Origin of the sequence: Variovorax sp. MSC1_012 (assembly GCF_023667525.1) — a bacterium.
GTDB lineage: Bacteria > Pseudomonadota > Gammaproteobacteria > Burkholderiales > Burkholderiaceae_C > Variovorax > Variovorax beijingensis_B.
The window spans coordinates 813,064-835,337 of sequence record NZ_CM174443.1 but is presented as its reverse complement, the minus strand read 5'-3'; the positions used below and the strand labels follow the sequence as shown (position 1 = coordinate 835,337).

General features: G+C 67.6%; 26 protein-coding genes. 18 read left to right on the top strand and 8 right to left on the bottom strand.

Annotated features, from left to right (window positions below; all coding sequences use genetic code 11):
- Window positions 1–12 precede the first annotated feature (12 nt).
- Entirely contained in the window at window positions 13–2,010 is a 1,998-nt protein-coding gene (locus L1081_RS03885; RefSeq protein ID WP_489415271.1) for an ATP-binding protein, read from the bottom strand.
- Window positions 2,011–2,189: 179 nt separating this feature from the next.
- On the opposite strand from L1081_RS03885, the gene L1081_RS03880 reads away from it, so the two are divergent.
- From L1081_RS03880 to L1081_RS03850, 7 genes are all read left to right on the top strand, one after another.
- On the top strand, window positions 2,190–3,413 hold the full coding sequence (locus tag L1081_RS03880; protein ID WP_489415270.1) for an MFS transporter: 1,224 nt from the start codon (window positions 2,190–2,192) through the stop codon (window positions 3,411–3,413).
- 23 nt (window positions 3,414–3,436) lie between these two features.
- Window positions 3,437–3,577 (top strand): hypothetical protein, encoded by a 141-nt coding sequence (locus L1081_RS03875; RefSeq protein WP_489415269.1) that lies wholly within the window; start codon window positions 3,437–3,439, stop codon window positions 3,575–3,577.
- A gap of 8 nt (window positions 3,578–3,585) precedes the next feature.
- Window positions 3,586–4,155: a methyltransferase domain-containing protein gene (locus L1081_RS03870; protein WP_489415268.1), complete on the top strand. Its 570-nt coding sequence runs from the start codon at window positions 3,586–3,588 to the stop codon at window positions 4,153–4,155.
- 121 nt (window positions 4,156–4,276) lie between these two features.
- Window positions 4,277–5,125, top strand: coding sequence for a 4-hydroxy-tetrahydrodipicolinate synthase (dapA, locus tag L1081_RS03865; protein WP_489416857.1), 849 nt, complete (start codon window positions 4,277–4,279; stop codon window positions 5,123–5,125).
- Window positions 5,126–5,265: 140 nt separating this feature from the next.
- Window positions 5,266–6,360 carry an NlpB/DapX family lipoprotein gene (locus tag L1081_RS03860; RefSeq protein WP_489415267.1) on the top strand — a complete coding sequence of 365 codons (1,095 nt, stop codon included), beginning with the start codon at window positions 5,266–5,268 and terminating at the stop codon, window positions 6,358–6,360.
- A 5-nt stretch (window positions 6,361–6,365) separates the two neighbouring features.
- A complete protein-coding gene (locus L1081_RS03855; protein WP_489415266.1) occupies window positions 6,366–7,142 on the top strand; it encodes an MBL fold metallo-hydrolase in 777 nt (258 codons plus the stop codon).
- A gap of 60 nt (window positions 7,143–7,202) precedes the next feature.
- The gene (locus tag L1081_RS03850) at window positions 7,203–7,535 is read left to right on the top strand and encodes a hypothetical protein (protein ID WP_489415265.1); all 333 of its coding nucleotides are present in this window, start codon (window positions 7,203–7,205) and stop codon (window positions 7,533–7,535) included.
- A gap of 50 nt (window positions 7,536–7,585) precedes the next feature.
- On the opposite strand, the gene L1081_RS03845 is transcribed toward L1081_RS03850, so the two are convergent.
- Complete coding sequence (locus L1081_RS03845) at window positions 7,586–8,101, bottom strand: hypothetical protein (protein WP_489415264.1); 516 nt, start codon at window positions 8,099–8,101, stop codon at window positions 7,586–7,588.
- Window positions 8,091–9,233 carry a JmjC domain-containing protein gene (locus tag L1081_RS03840; RefSeq protein ID WP_489415263.1) on the bottom strand — a complete coding sequence of 381 codons (1,143 nt, stop codon included), beginning with the start codon at window positions 9,231–9,233 and terminating at the stop codon, window positions 8,091–8,093. Before L1081_RS03840 ends, L1081_RS03845 begins: the two co-directional genes overlap by 11 nt.
- Window positions 9,234–9,247: 14 nt before the next feature.
- Between L1081_RS03840 and L1081_RS03835 the strand changes: the two genes are divergently transcribed.
- On the top strand, window positions 9,248–9,772 hold the full coding sequence (locus tag L1081_RS03835) for an FKBP-type peptidyl-prolyl cis-trans isomerase (protein WP_489415262.1): 525 nt from the start codon (window positions 9,248–9,250) through the stop codon (window positions 9,770–9,772).
- A 72-nt stretch (window positions 9,773–9,844) separates the two neighbouring features.
- Here the strand turns inward: L1081_RS03835 and L1081_RS03830 are convergent, their stop codons facing one another.
- The 4 genes from L1081_RS03830 to coaBC form a co-directional block, all read right to left on the bottom strand.
- Window positions 9,845–10,345 carry a glycine zipper 2TM domain-containing protein gene (locus L1081_RS03830; protein WP_489415261.1) on the bottom strand — a complete coding sequence of 167 codons (501 nt, stop codon included), beginning with the start codon at window positions 10,343–10,345 and terminating at the stop codon, window positions 9,845–9,847.
- A 173-nt stretch (window positions 10,346–10,518) separates the two neighbouring features.
- Window positions 10,519–10,965: a dUTP diphosphatase gene (dut, locus tag L1081_RS03825; protein ID WP_021008098.1), complete on the bottom strand. Its 447-nt coding sequence runs from the start codon at window positions 10,963–10,965 to the stop codon at window positions 10,519–10,521.
- Between the two features lie 2 nt (window positions 10,966–10,967).
- Window positions 10,968–11,417: a hypothetical protein gene (locus L1081_RS03820; protein WP_209537224.1), complete on the bottom strand. Its 450-nt coding sequence runs from the start codon at window positions 11,415–11,417 to the stop codon at window positions 10,968–10,970.
- The gene (gene coaBC / locus L1081_RS03815; RefSeq protein WP_489415260.1) at window positions 11,417–12,640 is read right to left on the bottom strand and encodes a bifunctional phosphopantothenoylcysteine decarboxylase/phosphopantothenate--cysteine ligase CoaBC; all 1,224 of its coding nucleotides are present in this window, start codon (window positions 12,638–12,640) and stop codon (window positions 11,417–11,419) included. The genes L1081_RS03820 and coaBC overlap by 1 nt, the downstream gene beginning before the upstream one ends.
- Before the next feature lie 123 nt (window positions 12,641–12,763).
- Here coaBC and pyrG point away from each other — a divergent pair, with 123 nt between their 5' ends.
- The 8 genes from pyrG to L1081_RS03775 all read left to right on the top strand — a co-directional run bounded on the left by pyrG (window position 12,764) and on the right by L1081_RS03775 (window position 19,621).
- Complete coding sequence (gene pyrG, locus L1081_RS03810) at window positions 12,764–14,443, top strand: CTP synthase (protein WP_489415259.1); 1,680 nt, start codon at window positions 12,764–12,766, stop codon at window positions 14,441–14,443.
- On the top strand, window positions 14,440–15,294 hold the full coding sequence (kdsA, locus tag L1081_RS03805) for a 3-deoxy-8-phosphooctulonate synthase (protein WP_489415258.1): 855 nt from the start codon (window positions 14,440–14,442) through the stop codon (window positions 15,292–15,294). The genes pyrG and kdsA overlap by 4 nt, the downstream gene beginning before the upstream one ends.
- A 27-nt stretch (window positions 15,295–15,321) precedes the next feature.
- A complete protein-coding gene (locus tag L1081_RS03800; RefSeq protein WP_489415257.1) occupies window positions 15,322–15,627 on the top strand; it encodes a DUF1330 domain-containing protein in 306 nt (101 codons plus the stop codon).
- Between the two features lie 26 nt (window positions 15,628–15,653).
- Window positions 15,654–16,937: a phosphopyruvate hydratase gene (eno, locus tag L1081_RS03795; protein WP_012748543.1), complete on the top strand. Its 1,284-nt coding sequence runs from the start codon at window positions 15,654–15,656 to the stop codon at window positions 16,935–16,937.
- A gap of 17 nt (window positions 16,938–16,954) precedes the next feature.
- Window positions 16,955–17,233: a cell division protein FtsB gene (ftsB, locus tag L1081_RS03790; protein ID WP_012748544.1), complete on the top strand. Its 279-nt coding sequence runs from the start codon at window positions 16,955–16,957 to the stop codon at window positions 17,231–17,233.
- 94 nt (window positions 17,234–17,327) lie between these two features.
- Complete coding sequence (gene pnuC / locus L1081_RS03785; protein WP_489416856.1) at window positions 17,328–17,954, top strand: nicotinamide riboside transporter PnuC; 627 nt, start codon at window positions 17,328–17,330, stop codon at window positions 17,952–17,954.
- On the top strand, window positions 17,951–18,652 hold the full coding sequence (locus tag L1081_RS03780; protein WP_489415256.1) for an AAA family ATPase: 702 nt from the start codon (window positions 17,951–17,953) through the stop codon (window positions 18,650–18,652). Before pnuC ends, L1081_RS03780 begins: the two co-directional genes overlap by 4 nt.
- 3 nt (window positions 18,653–18,655) lie before the next feature.
- Window positions 18,656–19,621, top strand: coding sequence for a hypothetical protein (locus L1081_RS03775; protein ID WP_489415255.1), 966 nt, complete (start codon window positions 18,656–18,658; stop codon window positions 19,619–19,621).
- A gap of 37 nt (window positions 19,622–19,658) precedes the next feature.
- On the opposite strand, the gene L1081_RS03770 is transcribed toward L1081_RS03775, so the two are convergent.
- Window positions 19,659–20,459 carry a helix-turn-helix domain-containing protein gene (locus tag L1081_RS03770; protein ID WP_489415254.1) on the bottom strand — a complete coding sequence of 267 codons (801 nt, stop codon included), beginning with the start codon at window positions 20,457–20,459 and terminating at the stop codon, window positions 19,659–19,661.
- A 144-nt stretch (window positions 20,460–20,603) separates the two neighbouring features.
- Here L1081_RS03770 and L1081_RS03765 point away from each other — a divergent pair, with 144 nt between their 5' ends.
- Together L1081_RS03765 and L1081_RS03760 are read left to right on the top strand one after the other, a co-directional pair.
- Window positions 20,604–21,383 (top strand): SDR family oxidoreductase, encoded by a 780-nt coding sequence (locus tag L1081_RS03765; RefSeq protein ID WP_489415253.1) that lies wholly within the window; start codon window positions 20,604–20,606, stop codon window positions 21,381–21,383.
- Between the two features lie 25 nt (window positions 21,384–21,408).
- Complete coding sequence (locus L1081_RS03760) at window positions 21,409–22,272, top strand: NAD(P)-binding domain-containing protein (RefSeq protein WP_489415252.1); 864 nt, start codon at window positions 21,409–21,411, stop codon at window positions 22,270–22,272.
- Window positions 22,273–22,274 lie beyond the last annotated feature (2 nt).

Here is a 22,274-nt window from a genome sequence, read left to right as displayed (position 1 = left end):
TCACGAGGGTGGTCAAACATCGATATCGACATCGTCGGCGCGCAGTTCCATCAGTTCGCGCCGGGCGGCAGCCTCGCCCTTGCCCATGAGCTTGGTGATCTCGCCCTGGGTGGAGCTGAAGTCGAAGCGCCCCAATTGCACCTTCATCAGGCGCCGGGTATCGGGATTGAGCGTGGTTTCCCACAATTGTTCCGCGCTCATTTCGCCCAGGCCCTTGAAGCGGCTGATGCTCCAGGCGCCTTCGCGCACGCCATCTTTGCGCAATTTGTCGAGCGTGGCCGTGAGTTCACCCTCGTCGAGCGCATAGACCTTGGAGGCCGGCTTCTTGCCGCGCGCGGGCGCATCGACGCGGAACAGCGGCGGCTTTGCGACATACACGTGGCCGGCTTCGATAAGTTTCGGAAAGTGGCGGAAGAACAGCGTGAGCAGCAGCACCTGGATGTGCGAGCCGTCCACGTCGGCATCGGAGAGGATGCATATCTTGCCGTAGCGCAGGCCGCTCATGTCGGGCGTGTCGGCAGGGCCGTGCGGATCGACGCCCACGGCCACCGAGATGTCGTGGATTTCGGTGTTGGCGAAGAGCCGGTCGCGCTCCACTTCCCAGGTGTTGAGCACCTTGCCGCGCAGCGGCAGGATGGCCTGGCTTTCCTTGTCGCGGCCCATCTTGGCGCTGCCGCCGGCCGAGTCGCCCTCGACCAGGAAGACTTCGTTGTGGCTGATGTCCTTGCTCTCGCAATCGGTCAGCTTGCCGGGCAGCACGGCTACGCCGGAGCCCTTGCGCTTCTCGACCTTCTGGCCGGCGCGCTGGCGCGTCTGCGCGGCCTTGATGGCGAGTTCGGCGAGCTTCCGGCCATAGTCGACGTGCTGGTTGAGCCAGAGTTCGAGCGCGGGGCGCACGAAGCTCGACACCAGGCGCACGGCATCGCGCGAATTGAGGCGCTCCTTGATCTGGCCCTGGAACTGGGGGTCGAGCACCTTGGCGCTCAGCACGTACGAAGCGCGTGCGAACACGTCCTCGGGCAGCAGCTTCACGCCCTTGGGCAGCAGCGAATGCAGCTCGATGAAGCCCTTCACCGCGGTGAAGAGGCCGTCGCGCAGGCCGCTCTCGTGCGTGCCGCCGGCGCTGGTGGGAATCAGGTTGACGTAGCTCTCGCGCACCGGCTGGCCGTCTTCGGTGAAGGCCACACACCAGTCGGCGCCCTCGCCTTCGGCGAAGTTGTCGGCGTTCTTGTCGGCATGGCCGCTGCCTTCGAACAGCGGGATCACCGGGTCGCCGTTGAGCGTCTGCATGAGGTAGTCGCTCAGGCCGCCCTTGTAGAGCCACTGCTGCGTTTCCTTGGTCTTCTCGACCGTGAGCGTGACGCTCACGCCCGGCATCAGCACGGCCTTGCTGCGCAACAGGTGGGTGAGCTCGGCCATCGGCAGCGCCGCGGTCTCGAAATATTTCGCGTCGGGCCAGGCGCGCACGGTGGTGCCCTGCTTGCGCTCGCCGGCTTCGAGCTTGCGCACCTGCAGCGGCTCGATCACGTCGCCGCCGCTGAAGGCCAGCCTGGCGAGCGAGCCCTCGCGGTGCGTCGTCACTTCGAGGCGCTTCGACAGCGCGTTGGTCACCGACACGCCCACGCCATGCAGGCCGCCCGAGAAGCTGTAGGCGCCGCCCGAACCCTTGTCGAACTTGCCGCCGGCGTGCAGCCGGGTGTACACGAGTTCGACCACTGGGGCTTTTTCTTCAGGGTGCAGGCCGAACGGAATGCCGCGGCCGTCGTCCTCGATGCTGACCGAGTTGTCAGCATGCAGCGTGACCTTGATCTTCTTGCCGTAGCCCGCCAGCGCTTCATCGGCGGCGTTGTCGAGCACTTCCTGGATGATGTGCAGCGGGTTGTCGGTCCGGGTGTACATGCCCGGGCGCTGCTTCACGGGCTCGAGGCCCTTGAGCACGCGGATGGAGCCTTCCGAGTACCCGGAGGACGCGGACGATGAACTGGGGGGAGTCTTGGGGGGAGTCGCCATGGGGGCGGATTGTAGTCAGTCGCTGCCAAACAACTGGATACCCATACAGGCACGCGGCGCGTTCACGGCAGGCCGCCGGCTTTGATGCGTGCTGCGCATCAAAGTCGGCGGCACAAATCATCAATGGCCTTGGCCGCCGGTGCGCCTGCCAAAGTGGCCAAGTCGCTACATTCGATGGCATGCAAGCCTCTTCTCCCACTCTCTCGATCAAGCAGGTGCTGATCTGCGGCGCCATGATCGTCACGCTCTCCATGGGCATCCGCCACGGCTTCGGCCTCTGGCTGCAGCCGATCACTCAGGCGCAGGACTGGAGCCGCCAGACCTTCTCGTTCGCGCTGGCCGTGCAGAACCTGTCGTGGGGCATCTTCGGCGTGTTCGCGGGCATGGTGGCGGATCGCTTCGGCGCCTTCCGGGTGCTGATCGCCGGCACGGCGTTCTATGCGCTGGGCCTGCTGGGCATGGCGTATTCGCCCACGCCGCTGCTGTTCACGCTGAGTGCCGGCGTGCTGATCGGCGCGGCGCAGGCCGGCACCACCTATGCCGTCGTCTACGGCGTGATCGGGCGCCAGATCCCGGCCGAACGGCGCTCATGGGCGATGGGCGTGGCGGCAGCGGCCGGCTCGTTCGGGCAGTTCCTGATGGCACCGATCGAGGGGCTGCTCATCGGGCACCTCGGCTGGCAGAGCGCGCTGGCGGTGGTGGCGATGCTGGCGCTGGTGATCGTGCCGCTGGCCTTCGGCCTGCGCGAACCGCAGCGCGGCGCGCTGGCCGGGCACCGCGACCAGTCGGTGCTGCAGGCAGTGGGCGAGGCCTTCCGCTATCCGAGCTTCGGGCTGCTGATGGCGGGGTATTTCGTCTGCGGCTTCCAGCTCGCCTTCATCGGCATCCACATGCCGACCTACCTGCGCGACCAGCGCCTGTCGGCCGAGGTGGCGGGCTATGCGCTGGCGCTGATCGGGCTGTTCAACGTGTTCGGCACCTACACGGTCGGGCTGCTGGGCCAGAAGCTGGCCAAGCGCAAGATTCTGGCGGCCATCTACTTTGCGCGGGCGGTCTCGATCGCGCTGTTCCTGCTGGCGCCCATTTCGCCGCTCAGCGTGTACGTGTTCTCGGCGGCCATGGGCTTCCTGTGGCTTTCGACGGTGCCCGCCACCAACGCGATCATCGCGGGCATCTTCGGCGTGGCGCACCTGTCGATGCTCAGCGGCTTCGTGTTCCTGAGTCACCAGGTCGGCTCGTTCATCGGCGTCTGGCTGGGCGGCTACCTGTACGACACCACGGGCAGCTACGACATCGTCTGGTACATCGCGATTGCGCTGGGCGTGTTCGCGGCGCTGATCAACCTGCCGGTGAAGGAAAGCGCCATCGCGCGCGCCGGCCGGCCGGCCGCCGTGCCCGGCTGATCCTGGCGGAGGACAATGGCCCCATGACTCCGCAGATGCGCCACCATCTCGTGCACGCCGGCTGGCTTGCCGCCGCGCTGGCGGCGCTGGGCGGCGTCTTCGCGCTCTACGTGCACCCGGATTTCCTGGTGACGCTGGTCGACCAGGTCTGGTCCTGCTTCTGATGATCGCTATGAAAGATGTAGCACCTTCGCACGGCGGAACAGCACCGTCGGAATGGATCGTGCGATGGTCGCACCTGCTCGCCCCTGGCGCCGCCGTGCTCGACGTGGCCTGTGGCCACGGACGGCACATGCGGTGGTTCGCGGCGCGCGGGCATGCGGCGACGGGCGTGGACCGCTCGGCCGAGGCGGCCGAGGCCGCGGGCGCCTTCGGCCACGTGCTGACCGCCGATATCGAGGCCGGCCCCTGGCCCTTCACGGGCCAGGCCTTCGGCGCCGTGGTCGTCACCAACTACCTGTGGCGTCCGCGCATGGCGGACATCGTGGCCGCGGTCGCGCCCGGCGGCGTGCTGCTCTACGAAACCTTCGCGGCCGGCAACGAGACGGTGGGCAAGCCCTCGCGCCCCGACTTCCTGCTGCGGCCCGGCGAACTGCTGGCCGCGTGCAAGGATTTGCGCGTGGTGGCCTACGAGGACGGCTTTGTTGCCGAACCGGCGCGCTTCGTGCAGCGCATCGCGGCCATCCGTGCCAGCGATGCCGACGCGGGCCAGCCCCCACGCCATCTGCTGCAGGGAAACTGAGCCCGCCGGGGCAGCCATTTCCGGGGACGCCGGAGTAAGTAGAATCGGCGCTTTCGTCCATCCGACAGAGAGATTCCCCTTGGAGCAACTGACAGGCAGCATCGTCGCTCTCGCCACGCCGATGCACGACGACGGCAGTGTCGACTACCCCGCCCTGCGCCGGCTGATCGACTGGCACATCGACGAAGGCACCGATTGCCTCGGCGTGGTCGGCACCACTGGCGAATCGCCCACGGTCGACGTGGAAGAGCATTGCGAGATCATCCGCGTGGCGGTCGAGCAGGCCAAGGGCCGCGTGCCCGTGATGGCCGGCTGCGGCGCCAACTCGACCAAGGAAGCCATCGAGCTCGCCAAGTTCGCCAAGGGCGTGGGCGCCGATTCGCAACTGCAGGTCGTGCCCTACTACAACAAGCCGACGCAGGAAGGCCAGTACCAGCACTTCAAGGCCATCGCCGAAGCCGTGGGCGACCTGCCCACCGTGCTGTACAACGTGCCGGGCCGCACCGTGGCCGATATGGCGCACGACACCGTGCTGCGCCTGGCGCAGGTGCCGGGCATCATCGGCATCAAGGAAGCCACTGGCAACATCGAGCGCGCGCAGTGGCTCATCCGCGACCTGCCCAGGAGCTTTGCCGTGTATTCCGGCGACGACCCGACCGCGGTGGCCCTCATGCTCTGCGGCGGCCAGGGCAACATCAGCGTCACGGCCAACATCGCGCCGCGCAAGATGCACGAGCTGTGCGTTGCGGCCATCGCCGGCGACGTGCGGCGCGCCATGCAGATCCAGTTCGAGCTGATGCCGCTGCACCGCCACCTTTTCGTGGAGCCCAATCCGATCCCGCTGAAGTGGGCCATGTCCAGGCTCGGGCTGTGCGGCGGCGCATTGCGGCTGCCGCTCACCGAGCTGGCGGAAACGAACCGGCCCGTGGTCGAGGCCGCCCTGCGCGCCACCGGCCTGCTCAAGGGCTGACCCCCCGTTTTTCTTCTCGACACCCCATCGCTTTCCCTGCCGCATCGAGGTTACGCAACCTTTTGCCTGAACCGTGCTCAGAGAGTGCGGGCAATGCGGCCCACAGATTGACCGAACCCATTCCAACAAGGAAGACGACGTTGAAGAACCTTTCGCACATTTCGCGAGCTGCACTGCTGGCCACCCTCGTTGTCAGCCTCGCCGCCTGCTCCGTTCTCGAGAGCGACAAGATCGACTACAAGAGCGCCGGCAAGGCCCCCACGCTCGAAGTCCCGCCCGACCTGTCGCAGCTCTCGCGCGAGAACCGCTATGCGGTGCCGGGCGGTGCGGTCACGGCCAACGCCTACCAGGCCGGTGCCGCCAATGCGCCGGGCATCCCCACCGCGGTGGCCAACATCGGCGACGTTCGCATGGAGCGCTCGGGCACGCAGCGCTGGATCGTCATCAACCGCTCGCCCGACCAGCTCTGGGATCCGGTGAAGGACTTCTGGCAGGAAAGCGGCTTTCTCCTGACCACCGAGCAGCGCAACCTCGGCATCATGGAAACCGATTGGGCCGAGAACCGCGCCAAGCTGCCGCAGGACATCATCCGCGGCACGCTGGGCAAGCTGGTCGATTCGGTCTACTCGACCGGCGAGCTCGACCGCTTCCGCACCCGCCTGGAGCGCACGACCACGGGCACCGAGATCTTCATCAGCCACCGCGGCATGCAGGAGGTCTACAACAACAGCCGCCAGGACCAGACCGTCTGGCAGCCCCGCCCGAGCGATCCTGAGCTCGAGACCGAATTCCTGCGCCGCCTGATGGTCAAGCTCGGCGTGACGCAGGAGCAGTCGAAGATCCTGGCCGCCACCACCGCGCCGTCCAAGACCGCGACCGTCGCCAACGTGGGCGGCCAGCCGGTCGTTCAGATCAGCGAAGGCTTCGACCGCGCATGGCGCCGCGTGGGCCTGGCACTCGACCGCACCGGCTTCACCGTGGAAGACCGCGACCGCAGCGCCGGCATCTACTACGTGCGCTACGTGACCCCGAACCCCGACAAGAAGGAGCCCGGCTTCTTCGGCAAGCTGTTCGGCAGTTCCGACAAGAACGAAGCACCGATCAAGTTCCGCATCCTCGTGAAGGGCGGCCAGGGCGAGAGCACCACGGTTTCGGTGCTGAACGCGAACGGCGCGCCCGAAACCTCGGCGAACGCGCAGCGCATCGTCCAGGTCATCGCCGAAGACCTGAAGTAAGCCGCATGCTCCGCTTCCGAAGCCTCGGCAGCGGCAGCACGGGCAACGCCGCGCTGGTGGAAGCCACCAGCGGCGGGCGCACTTCGCGGCTCCTGATCGACTGTGGGTTCGGCCTGCGGCAACTCGATCTGCGGCTTGCCAAGGCCGGCCTCGAAGCCGGCGACATCGATGCGGTCTTCGTCACCCACGAGCACGGCGACCACATCGGCTGCGCCCACTCGTTGTCACGGCGCAACCGCATTCCCGTCTGGATGAGCGAAGGCACCTGGCTCGCCACCGGGGCCCGCGATTTCGAAGGTCGGCTCAACCTCGCGCGGGACGATGCCGAGTTTGCGGTCGGCGACATTGCGGTGCAGCCCTTCACCGTGCCGCACGATGCGCGCGAGCCGCTGCAGCTTCGCTGCTCCGATGGCGCCCGCACCCTGGGCGTGCTGACCGACCTGGGCCATGCGACTGCCCACGTGCTGGCCCGCCTGAGCGGCGTGCATGCGCTGCTGCTCGAGTTCAATCACGACAGCGAACTGCTCGCCAATTCGGCCTACCCGGCCTTCCTGAAGCTGCGTGTCGGCGGCAGGCACGGACACCTGTCTAACGATGCGGCCGCGGAAATCGCGCGCGCGGTGCGCCACGACGGCCTGCGCCACGTGGTCGCGGCCCATCTGAGCGAGCAGAACAACCGTCCCGACATCGTACGGCGCCTGATGGCCGAAGCGCTCGGCGGGCACGAGGCCCAGATGCTCACGGCCAGCGCGTCGGAAGGCTCGCCCTGGCTGGACGTGTGATTGCGCGGCGCTGTTCCGCGCCCGCATGCAAAAAGCCGCCACCAGGCGGCTTTTTGCTGGATGAATGAACACCCGGGTTATTGCTTCGGCGCTTCGTTCTTCTTGGCAGCCTCGGTCGCGGCATTGGCGGCGTCCAGCGCCGAGGATGCACCCGGCGAAGGCGTGGTTGCGGCCGACGGATCGGTGGTCGACGGGGCCGGCGCGGCTGCGGGCGGCGGCGGGGCCGGTTCGGTCACCGGAGCGGGCGGGGGTGTCACAACCGCCGGCGCGGCGTCCTCTTTCTTTCCGCAGGCCACGAGTGCGGCAGCGGCGATCAACGAAGCGAGCAGGACGGACAATGACTTCTTCATGGAAACTCCTTTGGCAATGGATGTCAGAACGAAAAAATTCTAGACCCGCATCGCTGCCCGTTTGTGTCTCGCGGCCTCATTCGCGGCATTGGCTTACAAGCCCAGTGTCGACGCCGGAAATGCGGCAACTCCCACTCGCCACGACTCATCGATTGTTTCACGCAGTTCGCGCCGCGCACGCGGATCGAAGCCGCACAGGCCGCGGCTGCGCTCGGGATCGGTGCGGTGGGCGAACCACCCAGGCGTCCAGATGGCGCTCGGCACCGCGGTGCTGCCCGCCTCTGCACGCACCGCGCGGCATTCGATGATGTGATCCCACATGCGCCGCCACGCAACGAAACGCGCATGTGAACGTTCGACTGCATCGAAGCGCTGCGCCAGCAGCATGAGGCGGCGGCCCGTGGCCGACCAGGCCTGGAGCGCCTCGATGCTGGCCCGCTCGCCGAGCGGCCAGTCGGCGAAGTCGGGATCGCTGAACACCAGCTCCCTCCACCCCTGCCGCGCTGCGCTCGACAGCGCGGCCCGCACCATGCCCGCGAAGGCTTCGGGGCCATCGAAGCGTCCTTCGGGCAAGGCCGGTGCGGACGCCGCGAAACTCTCACTCGGCATGGGCCCACCCCGCTTCGCACCACTCGGCCAGCAGTGCGAGTGCACCGTCGCTCGCGCGCGCCAGTTCGCGCGGCCCGAGCGCGCGCCGGTCAGCCAGCCGCCGCATCAGCGTTGCATCGGCCCCGCCTGCGCGGAAGCTCTCGCCGTTGATGTAGAGGTGCCGCGCGTCGTAGAGCATGCGCGTGCCGCGGTCGAGCGCCACGGCGTGCAGTTCAGCTGGTGCCTCGGCGCCCTGTTCGAACCAGACGTTGGCCTTGGGTTCGGTCAGCGACTCGCCCAGCGCGCGGTCGATGGCGTCGGCGTCGCGCAGCGCGGCGTCGACCGCCTTGCGCGCAAAGGCCTGCAGCGCGGCCGGCATCGCGGCGGGTGCCTCAACCGCGGGCTGCGTCGGATCGCGGTAGCGCGCAAGCTCGGCCGGGCCCGCATCTTCCAGCGCCTCGGCATAGGCCTGCGCCACGCGCGCCAGCAGGTCGGCGCCGAGCTCGCCGGCCGCAGAAGACCGCAGGCCGATGGAGCAGGTCATGCAGTCGTCGCCGACCGCCACGCCGTCGTGCGCATAGCGCGGCGGCAGGTACAGCATGTCGCCCGGCTCGAGCACAAAGCTCTGCTCGGGCTCGAAGTTCTCGAGGATCTTGAGCGGCACGCCCTGCTGCAGGCGCAGGTCGCTTTGCTTGCCGATCGACCAGCGCCGCCTGCCCTGAGCCTGGAGCAGGAACACATCGTAGCTGTCGAAATGCGCGCCCACGCCGCCCTGGTCGCTCGCATAGCTGATCATCAGGTCGTCCAGCCGCGCATCGGGCAGGAAGCGGAACTGCTGCAGCAGCGCGTGCACGCCGTCGTGATGCAGGTCGACGCCCTGCACCAGCAACGTCCATGCCGGCTGCTTGCGCGGCGGCAGCGCGCGCCGCGCGAGCGGCCCGTGCCTGAGCGTCCAGCCGGCCTTGCCGTGGCGGATGAGGCGCGATTCGACGTCCTCGCGCTCGGCCAGGGCAAAGAGCGCGCTGCGCTCGATCGGTGGCACCATGGCGGGAATGGCCTGGCGCACCAGCAACGGTTTCTTCTGCCAATGCCGCCGCATGAACTGCGCGGCGCTCAGGCCGCCGAGCAACGGCAGCGGTTGTGTAATCTCCATGGGAGAATTCTGCAATGGAAATCTCTGAACAATGCGTGGTCGGCCTGACCTGGACCATGAAAGACACCCTGGGCGAAGTTCTGGACGTGCTGGACGAACCGGTGGAATTCATGGTGGGAGGCGATGACCTCTTCGACGTGATCGAAGCCGCCCTGCAGGGCCACGAGCCTGGCGCCCGGGTGCAATTGCAGCTCGAGCCCGAGCAGGGCTTCGGCGACTTCAACGACCAGTTGCTTTTTCTCGAGCCGCGTTCGCTGTTCCCCGAAGGCACCGAGGAAGGCATGACCTTCGACGGCGCCGCCCTGCCCCAAGGCGTGAGCGACGCCATCCCCAAGGACGTGATCTACACCGTGGCCGAGATCTATCCGGATCACCTGGTGCTCGACGGCAACCATCCGCTCGCCGGCATCGCGATCCGGCTCGACATCACGGTTCGCTCGGTGCGCGAGGCCACGGAAGAAGAAGTCGGCAGTGGAACGGCGGGCACGGCCTTTTTCAAGGTGCCGCCGACCGCGCCCGGCAACAATCTGCTGCACTGACCAGCAGAGCAAACCGCTGCAGCAAGCAAAAAGCCGGGCAGTGCCCGGCTTTTTTCTTGCTGCGGAACACGGCTACATGCGCGAGATGTGGCCGTTGTCGATGCGCACGCGGTCGCCGATGCGCAGGTCGCCCGGATGCTGCACGTCGAAGGCACGGTAGCCGCCGCGGTCGGTCTGCACCGAGATGCGGTAGCTCTCGTAGGCCCGCGGCCCGCTGGCCTGTCCTTCGATGGTGTTGCCGAGCAGCGCACCGCCCACGATGCCCAGGGCGGTTGCCGCGGCGCGGCCGCTGCCGTGCCCGAACTGGTTGCCCACCACGCCGCCGAGCACACCGCCCGCCACAGCACCGCCACCGGTGGTGCCGGTACCCGCAGTTTCGCTGCGCAGCACCTCGATGTTGGCCACGTGGCCGTATTCGACATAGGCCGCCTCCTGGTACGGAACGGCCTGCGGCGGTGCCTGGTAGGGATAGCGCGTGGTGTGATAGACCGGCGCGGGAGCAACGCAGGCCGTGAGCGTGGCAAGCGCCACCACGGAAGCGGCAATGGAAATGAAGCGCGTTGAGATTTTCATGTTGAGAGGCTCCTCGGATAAATCGGCGCATCCCGATGCGCCAAAGCCTGTATCCAACGTCTTGCCCGCAACGGGGATGACGCAAGACACACACCGAAACGTAGGAGCGCGCCGCGAATCGCCAGTTCCGGTCTTTACGGGCCCGACACGAAGCCGGGCAAGACGAGGAGCGGTCAGTGCTTGCCGGTGGAGCCGTAACCGCCTTCGCCGCGTTGCGAAGCTGCAAATTCTGTGACCACGCGAAACTGCGCCTGCACCACCGGCACGATCACGAGCTGAGCGAGCCGCTCCATCGGCTGGAGCACGAAAGGCGTGTCGCTGCGGTTCCAGGCGCTGATCTTGAGTTCGCCCTGGTAGTCGCTGTCGATCAGGCCCACGAGATTGCCCAGCACGATGCCGTGCTTGTGGCCGAGGCCCGAGCGCGGAAGGATCAGCGCCGCATAGGCCGGGTCGGCCAGGTGGATCGCGATGCCGGTGCCGACGAGCTGCCAGGCGTTGGGCTCCAGCGTGATCGGCGCGTCGAGGCAGGCCCTGAGATCGAGCCCAGCGCTGCCGGGCGTGGCATAGGCGGGCAATTGGTCCACCATGCGTGGATCGAGGATACGAACGTCTACTTTCACTTCTACTTGCCTTGCTTCTGTTGCTGTTCTCTTTGCTTGCGGGCGGCTTCCTCGAGCACCTGCTGCCACTTGGCAACACCGGGTGAGAGCTTCAGTCCCTTGAGCTTGCTGGCGAGCCAGAAAGCCGCGCCCGCCAGGAACACCAGCACGACGAGCGACACGCCGGCCGACCACAGCGCCAGGAGCACTACGGCCCCCACGGCGGCCATGATCTTGAGCGCCGCGGGCGGCAGCGCCCCGGCGCCTGGCGCGGAGGTATCGCCGTTCGACGATTCGCGCCGCTGGGCGGCGGCCGCCGCGGCGCCCTGCGCGCCCGGTGCGGGCGTGATGCCCACGTCGAGCCCATGGTCCCCTTCGTGCGCCGCCCGCTTCGGCAATGCGGCCTGGGCCGACAGCCGCTCGACGTAGCTGGCGAAATCGCCATTGGGTGGCGTGTTCCATTGGGGGTTCATCAGACTCTCCAGTCAGGCAGTCGGGCGGCAATCTCGGTCATGAGTTCACGTGCCAGCGTGAGCTTGGGCGCACGCGGCAGTTCGCGCGTGCTCGTTGCGTCCACCAGCAGCAGCGCATTGTCGTCCTGCCCGAAGGTCAGCGGCCCGATGTTTCCGACCAGCAGCGGAATTCCCTTGCGCTCGCGCTTGGCCTTGGCGTGCTCGGCCAGGTTCTCGCTTTCGGCCGCGAAGCCCACGCAGAACAGCTTGCGGGACTGCGCGCGCTCGCTTTGGGCCACTGCCAGCAGGATGTCGGCGTTCTCGACGAAATTGAGCACGGGCGTCTTGCCGCTGCCATCCTTCTTGATCTTCTGCTCGCTGTGGGTGGCGGGCCGCCAGTCGGCGACCGCGGCCGTCGCTACAAAAATGCTAGCGGACTGCGCAGCATGGAGGGTGGCTTCGAGCATGTCCTGCGCGCTGAGCACGTCGATGCGGCTCACCCCGCGCGGCGTCGGCAGGTGCACCGGGCCGGCCACCAGCGTGACCTCGGCGCCGGCCTCGCGCGCGGCGCGCGCAATGGCAAAGCCCATCTTTCCGGACGAATGGTTGGTGATGCCGCGTATCGGATCGAGCGGCTCGAAGGTGGGGCCCGCGGTCACCAGCACCTTCTGGCCCGCCAGCAGCTTTGGCACGAAGAAGGCCGTGATGTCCTCGAGCAGCTGCGCCGGCTCGAGCATGCGGCCGTCGCCCGTCTCGCCGCAGGCCTGCCAGCCGCTGCCCACGCCCAGCACCGTGGCGCCATCGGCCGACACCTGCATCAGGTTGCGCTGGGTGGCGGGATGCGCCCACATCTCGCGGTTCATGGCCGGCGCGATCAAGAGCGGCACGCGGTCCATCGGACGGGCGAGGCACATCAGGCTCAGCAGGTCGTCGGCCCTGCCCTGCACCAGCCGCGCAATGAAGTCGGCGCTGCAGGGCGCCAGCACGATGGCGTCGGCCTCGCGGCTCAGGTTGATGTGCGGCATGTTGTTGGGTTCGCGCGCATCCCACTGCGAGGTGTAGACGGTGCGCCCCGAAAGCGCCTGCATCGTGACCGGCGTGATGAACTGCTCGGCCGCCTCGGTCATCACGACCTGGACGGTGGCGCCCGCCTTCACGAACAGGCGGCACAGCTCGGCCGACTTGTAGCAGGCGATACCACCGGTAAGGCCAAGGACGATGTGTTTGCCGGCGAGATCTTGCATGAGTCATATTGTTGCTCACATACCGACAAGATCAGGAATGGGATGGCCTTGGGCCCAAGGGGCACAAAGGGGACACCTATAATCGCAATTTCCCACTGCCCGGATCTCTGGTCCGGAACTGGCATGACCAAATTTGTCTTCGTCACCGGTGGTGTCGTATCTTCCCTTGGCAAGGGAATCGCCTCCGCCTCCCTCGCCGCGATCCTCGAATCGCGCGGCCTCAAGGTCACTCTCATCAAGCTCGATCCGTACATCAATGTCGACCCCGGCACGATGTCACCGTTCCAGCATGGCGAGGTGTTCGTCACCGACGACGGTGCCGAGACCGACCTCGACCTCGGCCACTACGAGCGCTTCATCACCACGCGGATGCGCAAGGCCAACAACTTCACCACCGGCCAGATCTACAAGACCGTGCTCGAGAAAGAGCGCCGCGGCGACTACCTCGGCAAGACGGTGCAGGTGATTCCGCACATCACCAATGAGATCCAGGAATACATCAAGCGCGGCGCCGGCCTCGGCACGGCGCATGAAGTGGACGTGGCCATCGTCGAGATCGGCGGCACCGTGGGCGACATCGAATCGCTGCCCTTCCTCGAAGCCGTGCGCCAGATGAGCCTGCGCATGGGCCCGAACAACTCGGCCTTCGTGCACCTGAGCTACGTGCCCTGGATCGCCGCCGCCGGCGAGCTCAAGACCAAGCCCACGCAGCACACCGCCAAGGAGCTGCGCGCCATCGGCATCCAGGCCGACGCGCTGCTGTGCCGCGCCGACCGCCCGATCCCCGACGACGAGCGCGCCAAGATCTCGCTGTTCTCGAACGTGCCCGAATGGGGCGTGATCTCCATGTGGGACGTCGACACCATCTACAAGGTGCCGCGCATGCTGCACGAGCAGGGCCTTGACGGCCTGATCTGCGACAAGCTGCGCATCAACACGCCGCCGGCCAAGCTGCAGCGCTGGGACGAGCTGGTGTACGAGGTCGAGCATCCGCAGCAGGAAGTCAGCATTGCGATGGTCGGCAAGTACGTCGACCTGTCCGACAGCTACAAGTCACTGAACGAAGCACTGCGCCACGCCGGCATGAAGAACCATGCGCGCGTGAAGATCGACTACATCGATTCCGAAACCATCTCCCCGCAGGACGTTTCGCGGCTCGCCAAGTACGACGCGATCCTGGTGCCCGGCGGCTTCGGCCAGCGCGGCGTCGAGGGAAAGATCTCGGCCGCCCGCTTCGCCCGCGAAGGCAAGGTGCCCTACCTCGGCATCTGCCTGGGCATGCAGGTGGCCACCATCGAATACGCGCGCCACGTGGCGGGCCTGAAGAACGCCAACAGCACCGAGTTCGATCCCGAGACGCCCTGCCCCGTGATCGCACTGATCACCGAGTGGAAGGACGCCGACGGCACCGTGAAGACGCGCAACGAGAAGTCCGACCTCGGCGGCACCATGCGCCTGGGCGCGCAGAGTTCCGACGTCTCGGCCGGCACGCTGGCCCACAGCATCTACGGCGACGTGGTGACCGAACGCCACCGCCATCGCTACGAAGCCAACGTCAACTACCTCGACGAACTGCGCGCCGCCGGCCTTGTCATTTCCGCGCTGACGCAGCGCGAGCATCTGACCGAGATCGTCGAGCTGCCACAGGACGTGCACCCGTGGTTCATGGGCGTGCAGTTCCACCCCGAATTCAAGTCGACGCCGTGGAGCGGCCATCCGCTCTTCAACGCCTTCATCAAGGCGGCGCTCGACCACAAGGCCCAAAGCGCAGGCGGCGCAAAGAACCTGAAGGCCGTGGCATGAAACTTTGCGGATTCGACATCGGGCTCGACCAGCCCTTCTTCCTGATTGCCGGCCCCTGCGTGGTCGAATCCGAGCAATTGCAGATGGACACGGCCGGCACGCTGAAGGAAATCACTTCCTCGCTCGGCATTCCCTTCATCTTCAAGAGCAGCTTCGACAAGGCCAACCGCTCCTCGGGCACCAGCTTCCGCGGCCCGGGCCGCGAGAAGGGCCTGGAGATCCTCGCCAAGGTGAAGCGCGAGCTCGGCCTGCCTGTGCTGACCGACGTCCACACCGAGGATGACATCACCGAGGCCGCCAAGGTAGTCGACGTGCTGCAGACGCCCGCCTTCCTGTGCCGCCAGACCGACTTCATCCGCGCGGTGGCGCAGTCGGGAAAGCCGGTGAACATCAAGAAGGGCCAGTTCCTTGCGCCGCACGACATGAAGAACGTGATCGACAAGGCGCGCGCTGCAGCCAAGGAAGCCGGCCTGCCCGAAGACAGCTTCATGGCCTGCGAGCGCGGCGCGAGCTTCGGCTACAACAACCTGGTGTCGGACATGCGCTCGCTCGCGATCATGCGCGAGACCGGCGCGCCCGTGGTGTTCGACGCCACCCACTCGGTGCAGCTGCCGGGCGGCCAGGGCACGACCTCGGGCGGGCAGCGCGAAATGGTGCCGGTGCTCTCGCGCGCGGCCGTAGCCGTGGGCGTGGCCGGCCTCTTCATGGAGACGCACCCCGATCCCGCCAAGGCACTGAGCGACGGCCCCAACGCGGTGCCGCTCAAGCACATGAAGGCCATGTTGGAAACGCTGCTCGAGCTGGACCGCATCACGAAGAAGAACGGCTTCCTCGAAAACTCTTTCAACTGAGCCCCCACAACAAGACTGGAGAACACCGTGGCGCCTGCCTACATCATCGTCGACATGAAGATCACCGACCCCGAACAGTACAAGCAGTACATGGCTGTCGCGCCCGACGCGGTGAAGGCTGCGGGCGGCGAGTACCTGGTGCGCGGCGGCCGCTTCGAAACCATGGAAGGCAGCTGGCAGCCCGCGCGCGTGGCCATGCTGCGTTTCCCCAGCTACGAGAAGGCCAAGGCCTTCTACGACGACGAGCTGTATCGCGCCGCGCGCGCCAAGCGTGCCGGCGCGACCGAGTTCTTCAACATGGTTCTGGTCGAGGGCGTTTCCGCCCCGGTCTGAGATTCCGTTCAATCGAAAGGCAATAAGTGAGTGCAATCGTAGACATCGTCGGCCGTGAAATCCTCGACAGCCGCGGCAATCCCACCGTCGAGTGCGACGTTCTGCTCGAATCGGGCACCATGGGCCGCGCGGCCGTGCCCTCGGGCGCATCGACCGGTTCGCGCGAAGCCATCGAACTGCGCGATGGCGACAAGAAGCGCTATCTCGGCAAGGGCGTGCTCAAGGCGGTGGAGAACATCAACACCGAGATCTCGGAATCCGTGCTCGGCCTCGACGCCAGCGAGCAGGCCTTCCTCGACCGCACCATGATCGACCTGGACGGCACCGACAACAAGGGCCGCCTGGGCGCCAACGCCACCCTCGCCGTCTCGATGGCCGTGGCGCGCGCCGCGGCCGAAGAATCGGGCCTGCCGCTGTACCGCTACTTCGGCGGCATGGGCGGCATGCAGCTGCCGGTGCCGATGATGAACGTCATCAACGGCGGCGCGCACGCCAACAACAGCTTGGACCTGCAGGAGTTCATGATCATTCCCGTGGGCGCGCCGAGCTTCCGCGAAGCCGTGCGCTACGGCGCCGAGGTGTTCCATGCGCTCAAGAAGATCCTGGGCGACCGCGGCATCAGCACGGCAGTCGGCGACGAAGGCGGTTTCGCGCCCAGCGTCGAAAGCCATGAAGCGGCCATCCAGCTGATCCTCGAAGCCATCGACAAGGCCGGCTTCGTGGCGGGCGAGCAGATTGCGCTCGGCCTCGACTGCGCCGCCAGCGAGTTCTACAAGGACGGCAACTACGTGCTCTCGGGCGAGAACCTCACGCTGTCGGCCGGCAACTGGGCCGACATGCTGGCCACCTGGGTCGACAAGTACCCGATCATCAGCATCGAGGACGGCATGCACGAAGGCGACTGGGACGGCTGGAAGCTGCTCACCGAGCGCCTGGGCAAGCGCGTGCAGCTGGTGGGCGACGACCTGTTCGTCACCAACACCAAGATCCTGCAGGAAGGCATCGACAAGGGCATTGCCAACTCGATCCTGATCAAGATCAACCAGATCGGCACGCTGACCGAGACCTTCGCCGCCATCGAGATGGCCAAGCGCGCAGGCTACACGGCCGTGATCTCGCACCGCTCGGGCGAAACCGAGGACAGCACCATCGCCGACATCGCGGTGGGCACCAACGCGGGCCAGATCAAGACCGGTTCGCTCTCGCGCTCGGACCGCATCGCCAAGTACAACCAGCTGCTGCGCATCGAGGAAGACCTCGGCGACATCGCCAGTTACCCCGGCCGCGGCGCGTTCTACAACCTGAAGTAGCGCGCGAAGCCGGCGGCATGCGCTCGCGCCTCGTTCCCCCCATCGTGCTGTTGCTGCTGCTGGTCATCCTGCAGTGGCAGCTGTGGAACGGGCGCGGCAGCGTGCGCGACGTGGCACAGCTGCAGTCCAAGCTGGCCGACCAGAAGGCGGCCAACGCCAAGGCCGTAGTCAACAACGAGCGGCTGGCCTCCGAAGTCAACGACCTCAAGATCGGCCTCGAGATGGTCGAAGAGCGTGCGCGGCAGGAGCTGGGCATGGTCAAGCCCAACGAAGTGTTCGTTCAGGTCACGCACTGAAATATATGGCCCCCACGCTCGGCACTGCGTGTCCTCGCTGCCCCCCGAGGGGGCCGCTCGCGCCTTGGGGCGGCCCGGCGGCGCTCGTGCGCTGATGCCCGAGTTCTTCTCGGCCCCCGCATTCGCGCTCTGGGGCTCACCGGTCAGCTGGCTCGAACTCGTGGCCGCGGTGTTGGCGCTCGCGATGGTCGGCTGCAACATGCGCGAGATCCACTGGGGCTGGCCGCTGGCGATCGTCAGCTCGCTGCTCTATGTGGCCGTGTTCGCGCAGGCGCGCATCTACGGCGACGCCTCGCTGCAGGTGTTCTTCGCCGTGGTCGCGCTCTGGGGCTGGGCGCAATGGCTGCGCGGCCACCGCGCCGATGGCAGCGCATTGCGCGTCAGCCGGCTTTCGCCGCGCGGCATCGCGCTGGCGCTCGCGGCCTGCGCAGTGGCATGGCCCGCGGTCGCCCTCTTCCTGCGCCGCTTCACCGACACCGACGTGCCCTGGTGGGACGGGTTTTCGACCGGGCTCAGCCTCGTCGGCCAGTTCCTGCTCGGGCGCAAGTTCATCGAGAACTGGCTGGTGTGGCTGGCGGTGAACGTCGTGAGCGTGGGCCTGTTCATCCACAAGGGCCTGTGGCTCACGGTCGGGCTCTATGCCGTGTTCGCGGTGCTCAGCGTGGCGGGCTTTCTTGCGTGGCGCGCGCGCATGCACGGCGGGGCAGCAGCGCGCGCATGACACCGATGCTGCCGGCCGGATGCGTGATTGCTCTGCTCGGTGCCGAGAGCACCGGCAAGACCGAACTCGCCCGCGCGCTCGCGCAGCGCCTGCGGGAACGCGGCATTGCCACCACGCTGGTGGGCGAATACCTGCGCGAATGGTGCGAGCGCGAAGGCCGCACGCCCCGCCCCGACGAGCAGCGGGCCATCGCGCAGGAGCAGACGCGCCGCATCGATGCCGCGGCCGCTTCGGGCGTGGTGGTGGCCGACACCACTGCCCTCATGACCGCGGTCTACAGCGAACTGCTGTTCGGCGACACCTCGCTGCATGCCGACGCACTGGCGGCGCAGGCGCGCTGCGCGATCACCCTGCTGACCGCGCTCGACATCCCATGGATCGCGGACCCGTTGCGCGATGGCGACCACGCGCGCGAACCCACCGATGCGCTGGTGCGCGCGGCGCTGGTGGGCGCGGGGCTTTCCTTCGCCGTGGTGCACGGCACCGGCAGCGAAAGGCTCTCCAATGCGTGGAACGCCATCAATTCCATCGCCGGCAGCGAAGGCCGGACCCGCGCACGGGGCCGCCTCGAATCCAAACCCGCCTCCTGGTCATGGCCTTGCGAGAAGTGCTCCGACCCGGAATGCGAGCATCGGCTTTTCAGCGACCTGATCGGACGCCGCGACGACACGCCTTCAACCCCCAGCTCGGAGACCTGATCGATGTTCCCGCCTCATTTCTCCCGCTTTTGCGGCTTCTTCCTTGCCGGGCTGCTGGCCACGGCTGCCACGGCCGCGCCGGTCGCGGCCACCGTGGAGAACGCCACCACGACCACCGCCTGCGCCGAGGAAGACAACGTCTCGCTGGTGCTGCGCGGCGAAGGCATCCGGCGCATGCGCATCGAAGCGCTGCAGCCGGCCTACCTCGACAGCATTGGCAACGACACCACCGCCCCCGACTTCTCGGGCTGCAATTTCGACGGCGGTGCGCATCCCACCGACCCCGCGCACAAGTTCAAGCCGCGCCGCGTGGTGCTGCTCGACGATGTGCAGTGGCGCATCGTCGGCATGACGCTGCCCAGCTTCTGGCGGCCGCAGCAGGTGCCGGTGCGCGTGGGCGCGCGCACGGACCGCGGCTTCCACATGCTGCAGATCTTCCGCAAGGAGGAAGGCAAGGCGCTCGAAGCGCTGGTGCTCTACCCTGCCGATGGCTACTGGCGCATCAAGCCGCTGCCGCAGCCGCGCTTCGGCGACGGGGTCTACGGCTCGTCGTTCCTGCTCGGCCCGGTCGAACAGGGCAGCCGGCCGGTGGTCGACATCGCGTCGATCCGCATCGTGCCGAAGCCGCTGGCCATCCACCTGCGCTTCGTCGGAGGCGGCAGCGCCGTGGCCAAGGTGTCCGAGATCAGCCGAGAGCGCACCGCGCTCGACGTGACGCTCTCCAAGCCCACGGCGAGCGCGCGGCCCTTTGCCGTGCTGCGCTCGATGTACGTGACGCCCGACAACGCCGACGTGAGCGAGCTGCGCTGGCAGGAATCGCCCGGGGCCGCGGAGCAGGTGCTGCCGCTGCCCGACGTGAAGACGCTGAACGCGACGCAGGTGCGCTTCGGTCGCAGCCTGCCTTCGCGCCACAACACCAGCGCGCCCGACATTGCGTTCAGCGATTTCGACGACAAAGCGCCGCGCTGACAACGCGCTGAGCCCGACTGCTTGCGCCGGCCAGGGGCTAGCCGGCGCGCCGGACCTCGCCCGGCGTGGCGCCGAGCACGCGGCGCATGCAGCGCGCCATGTGGCTCTGGTGCGAAAAACCGCTCTCCAGCGCCACCTCGCTCGCGGCCATCGCGCTGCGCACCAGCAGGCTGCGCGCACGGTCGACGCGCCGATGGACCACGTACTCGTGCACCGGCAGGCCGGTGGACCGCTTGAACTGCGTCTTCAGGTGCGACGCGCTCAGCCCCGCAACCTCTGCCAGCCTGGCCAGTGAAAGATCGCCGTCGAGGTGCGTCTCGATGTAGTCGGTCACGCGGCGCAGCTGCGGCCGCGTGAGGCCCTGTGCCGGCGCCGCCTCTTGCCGCTGGTGCCCGCCGAGCAGGTGCACCGCCAGCGCGGTGCCCAGGCTGTCGGCGTAGAGGGTGCCGTTGGGAAAGCCGGCGCGCCTTTCAGCGTCGAGTGCCCAGGCAATGTGCTCGATGTGCGCGTCGCGCAGCTGGTGGCGCTCCGCCAGGCTGGCCCGTTCGGCCGGCAGCCCCATTTCCTCGGCGGTGCGGCGCAGCAGCGATGGCGGCATGCGCACGACCAGCGAGGTGCTGGCAGCCTCTTCGTGCCAGATGTCGGAGGTGCCGGCGGGCAGGATGTCGATGTCGCCCCGCGTATAGCGGAACTTGTGCAGCCGGCAGGCGCCATTCACCGGCGCGCCCGCATGCACCTTGATGCGGTGGTCGGGCACGGCCTCGAGGCCGACCACGCCGCCAGGCGTGTGGCGCACATGCACGTTCAGATGGGTGTCGGAGGAGGCGTCGTGGCTCATCGGGCCATTATCCGGCGCTGCGGCGGAACGTGCCCGCGCGTGGCCGTCCGTTCGTGCTGCACCGCGGCCGAACGTGCGCGACCCTGCGGGCCGCTTTCCGGATCATCGGCTGCCATGAACACAACCACCCAAGACACGCGATCCATGGACAACCCCACCACCGGCCACTACGCAGGCAAGAAGGCCGTCATCACCGGCGGCACCATCGGCATGGGCCTGGCCACCGCGCAGGCACTGCTCGAAGGCGGCGCCGAAGTGCTCGTCACCGGACTGAATCCCCGCAACCTGGAAGCCGCGCGGCGCGCGCTGGGCCCTCGCGCCCACGTCGTCGCATCGGATGCCGGCTCGCTTGCGGACATCGAGGCACTCGCAGCGCTCGTCCGGGAAAAGCTCGGCCACATCGACCTGCTGCACATCAACGCCGGCATCTCGACGCTGGAGCCCTTCGAGCAGGTCACCGAGGCAGGCTACGACCGTGCCTTCGCTATCAACACCAAGGGCCCGTTCTTCACCGTGCAGCGCCTGGTGCCGCTGATGCCCGCGGGCGGCGCGGTGGTGGTCACTTCGTCCATCGCGGACGAGGGCGGCATGCACGGCCTGAGCGTCTACAGCGCGACCAAGGCGGCCCTGCGTTCGTTCGCCTCGGGCTTCGCGGCGGAGCTGGTGGGGCGCGGCATCCGCGTCAACGTGGTGAGCCCGGGCTTCATCGACACGCCCACGCTCGGCATTGCCGATGCCACGGCAGAGGAACGCGCCGAGTTCATCCGCCTGGGCGACCAGATCACGCCGATGCGGCGCCACGGCACGGCCGCCGAGGTGGCGCGCGCGGTGCTCTTCTTCGCCTTCGAGGCGACCTTCACGACCGGCGCGCGGCTCACCGTCGACGGTGGGCTGGGGCAGAACCTCACGCCGGCCGCCGCCTGATCACACACCAAGGAACAACAAGCACATGACCGACGTTTCCCTCATCGGCCTCGGCCCCATGGGCATGGCGCTCGCGCGCGCCCTTCGATCGAAATACACGCTGACGGTGTGGAACCGCACCGCCGAGCGCGCCGAGCCGTTGCTGAACCAGGGCACGGTGCTCGCGGCCAGCGCGCTCGCCGCGGTCCAGGCCAGCCCGGTGGTGCTGGTCTGCGTGGCCGACTATGCGGCGTCCCGCGCGATCCTCGCCGCGCCGGGCGTGGCCGACGCGCTGCGCGGCAAGGTGCTGGTGCAGCTGAGCACCGGCACCCCGCAGGACGCGCGCGACGACTGGGCCGCATTGAGCGGCGTGGCCTACCTCGATGGCGCCCTGCTCGCCACGCCCAGCCAGATCGGCCGGCCCGACACGCCCCTTTTCATCTCGGGCGAAGAGCGCGCGCTCGCCGCCTGCCGGCCGCTGCTCGAAGCCTTTGCCGGCAACATCCAGTACATGGGCGAGCCCATCGGCAATGCGGCCGCCTGGGACCTGGCCACGCTCTCGTGCATGTTCGGCGCGATGAGCGGCTTCTTCCATGGCGTGCGCATCTGCGAAGCGGAAGAGCTGAAGGTGAACGAGTTCGCGCGGATGATCGGCTCGATCTCGCCAGTGCTCGGCGAAATGATCAGCGCCGAGGGCGAGGCCATCCACGCCAACCGCTACGGCGAACCCGAGAGTTCGATGGCCACCTGCGCGGGTTCGGGCCGGCTCTTCGTGAAGCAGGCGCGCGAGGCAAGGCTCGATGCGAGCTTTCCGGATTTTCTGATGAGGTTGTTCGACCGCTCATTGAATGCCGGCTTGGCGAACGAACGGCTGGCCGCAATGATCAAGGTGCTGCGCCAGCCCGCTTGAGC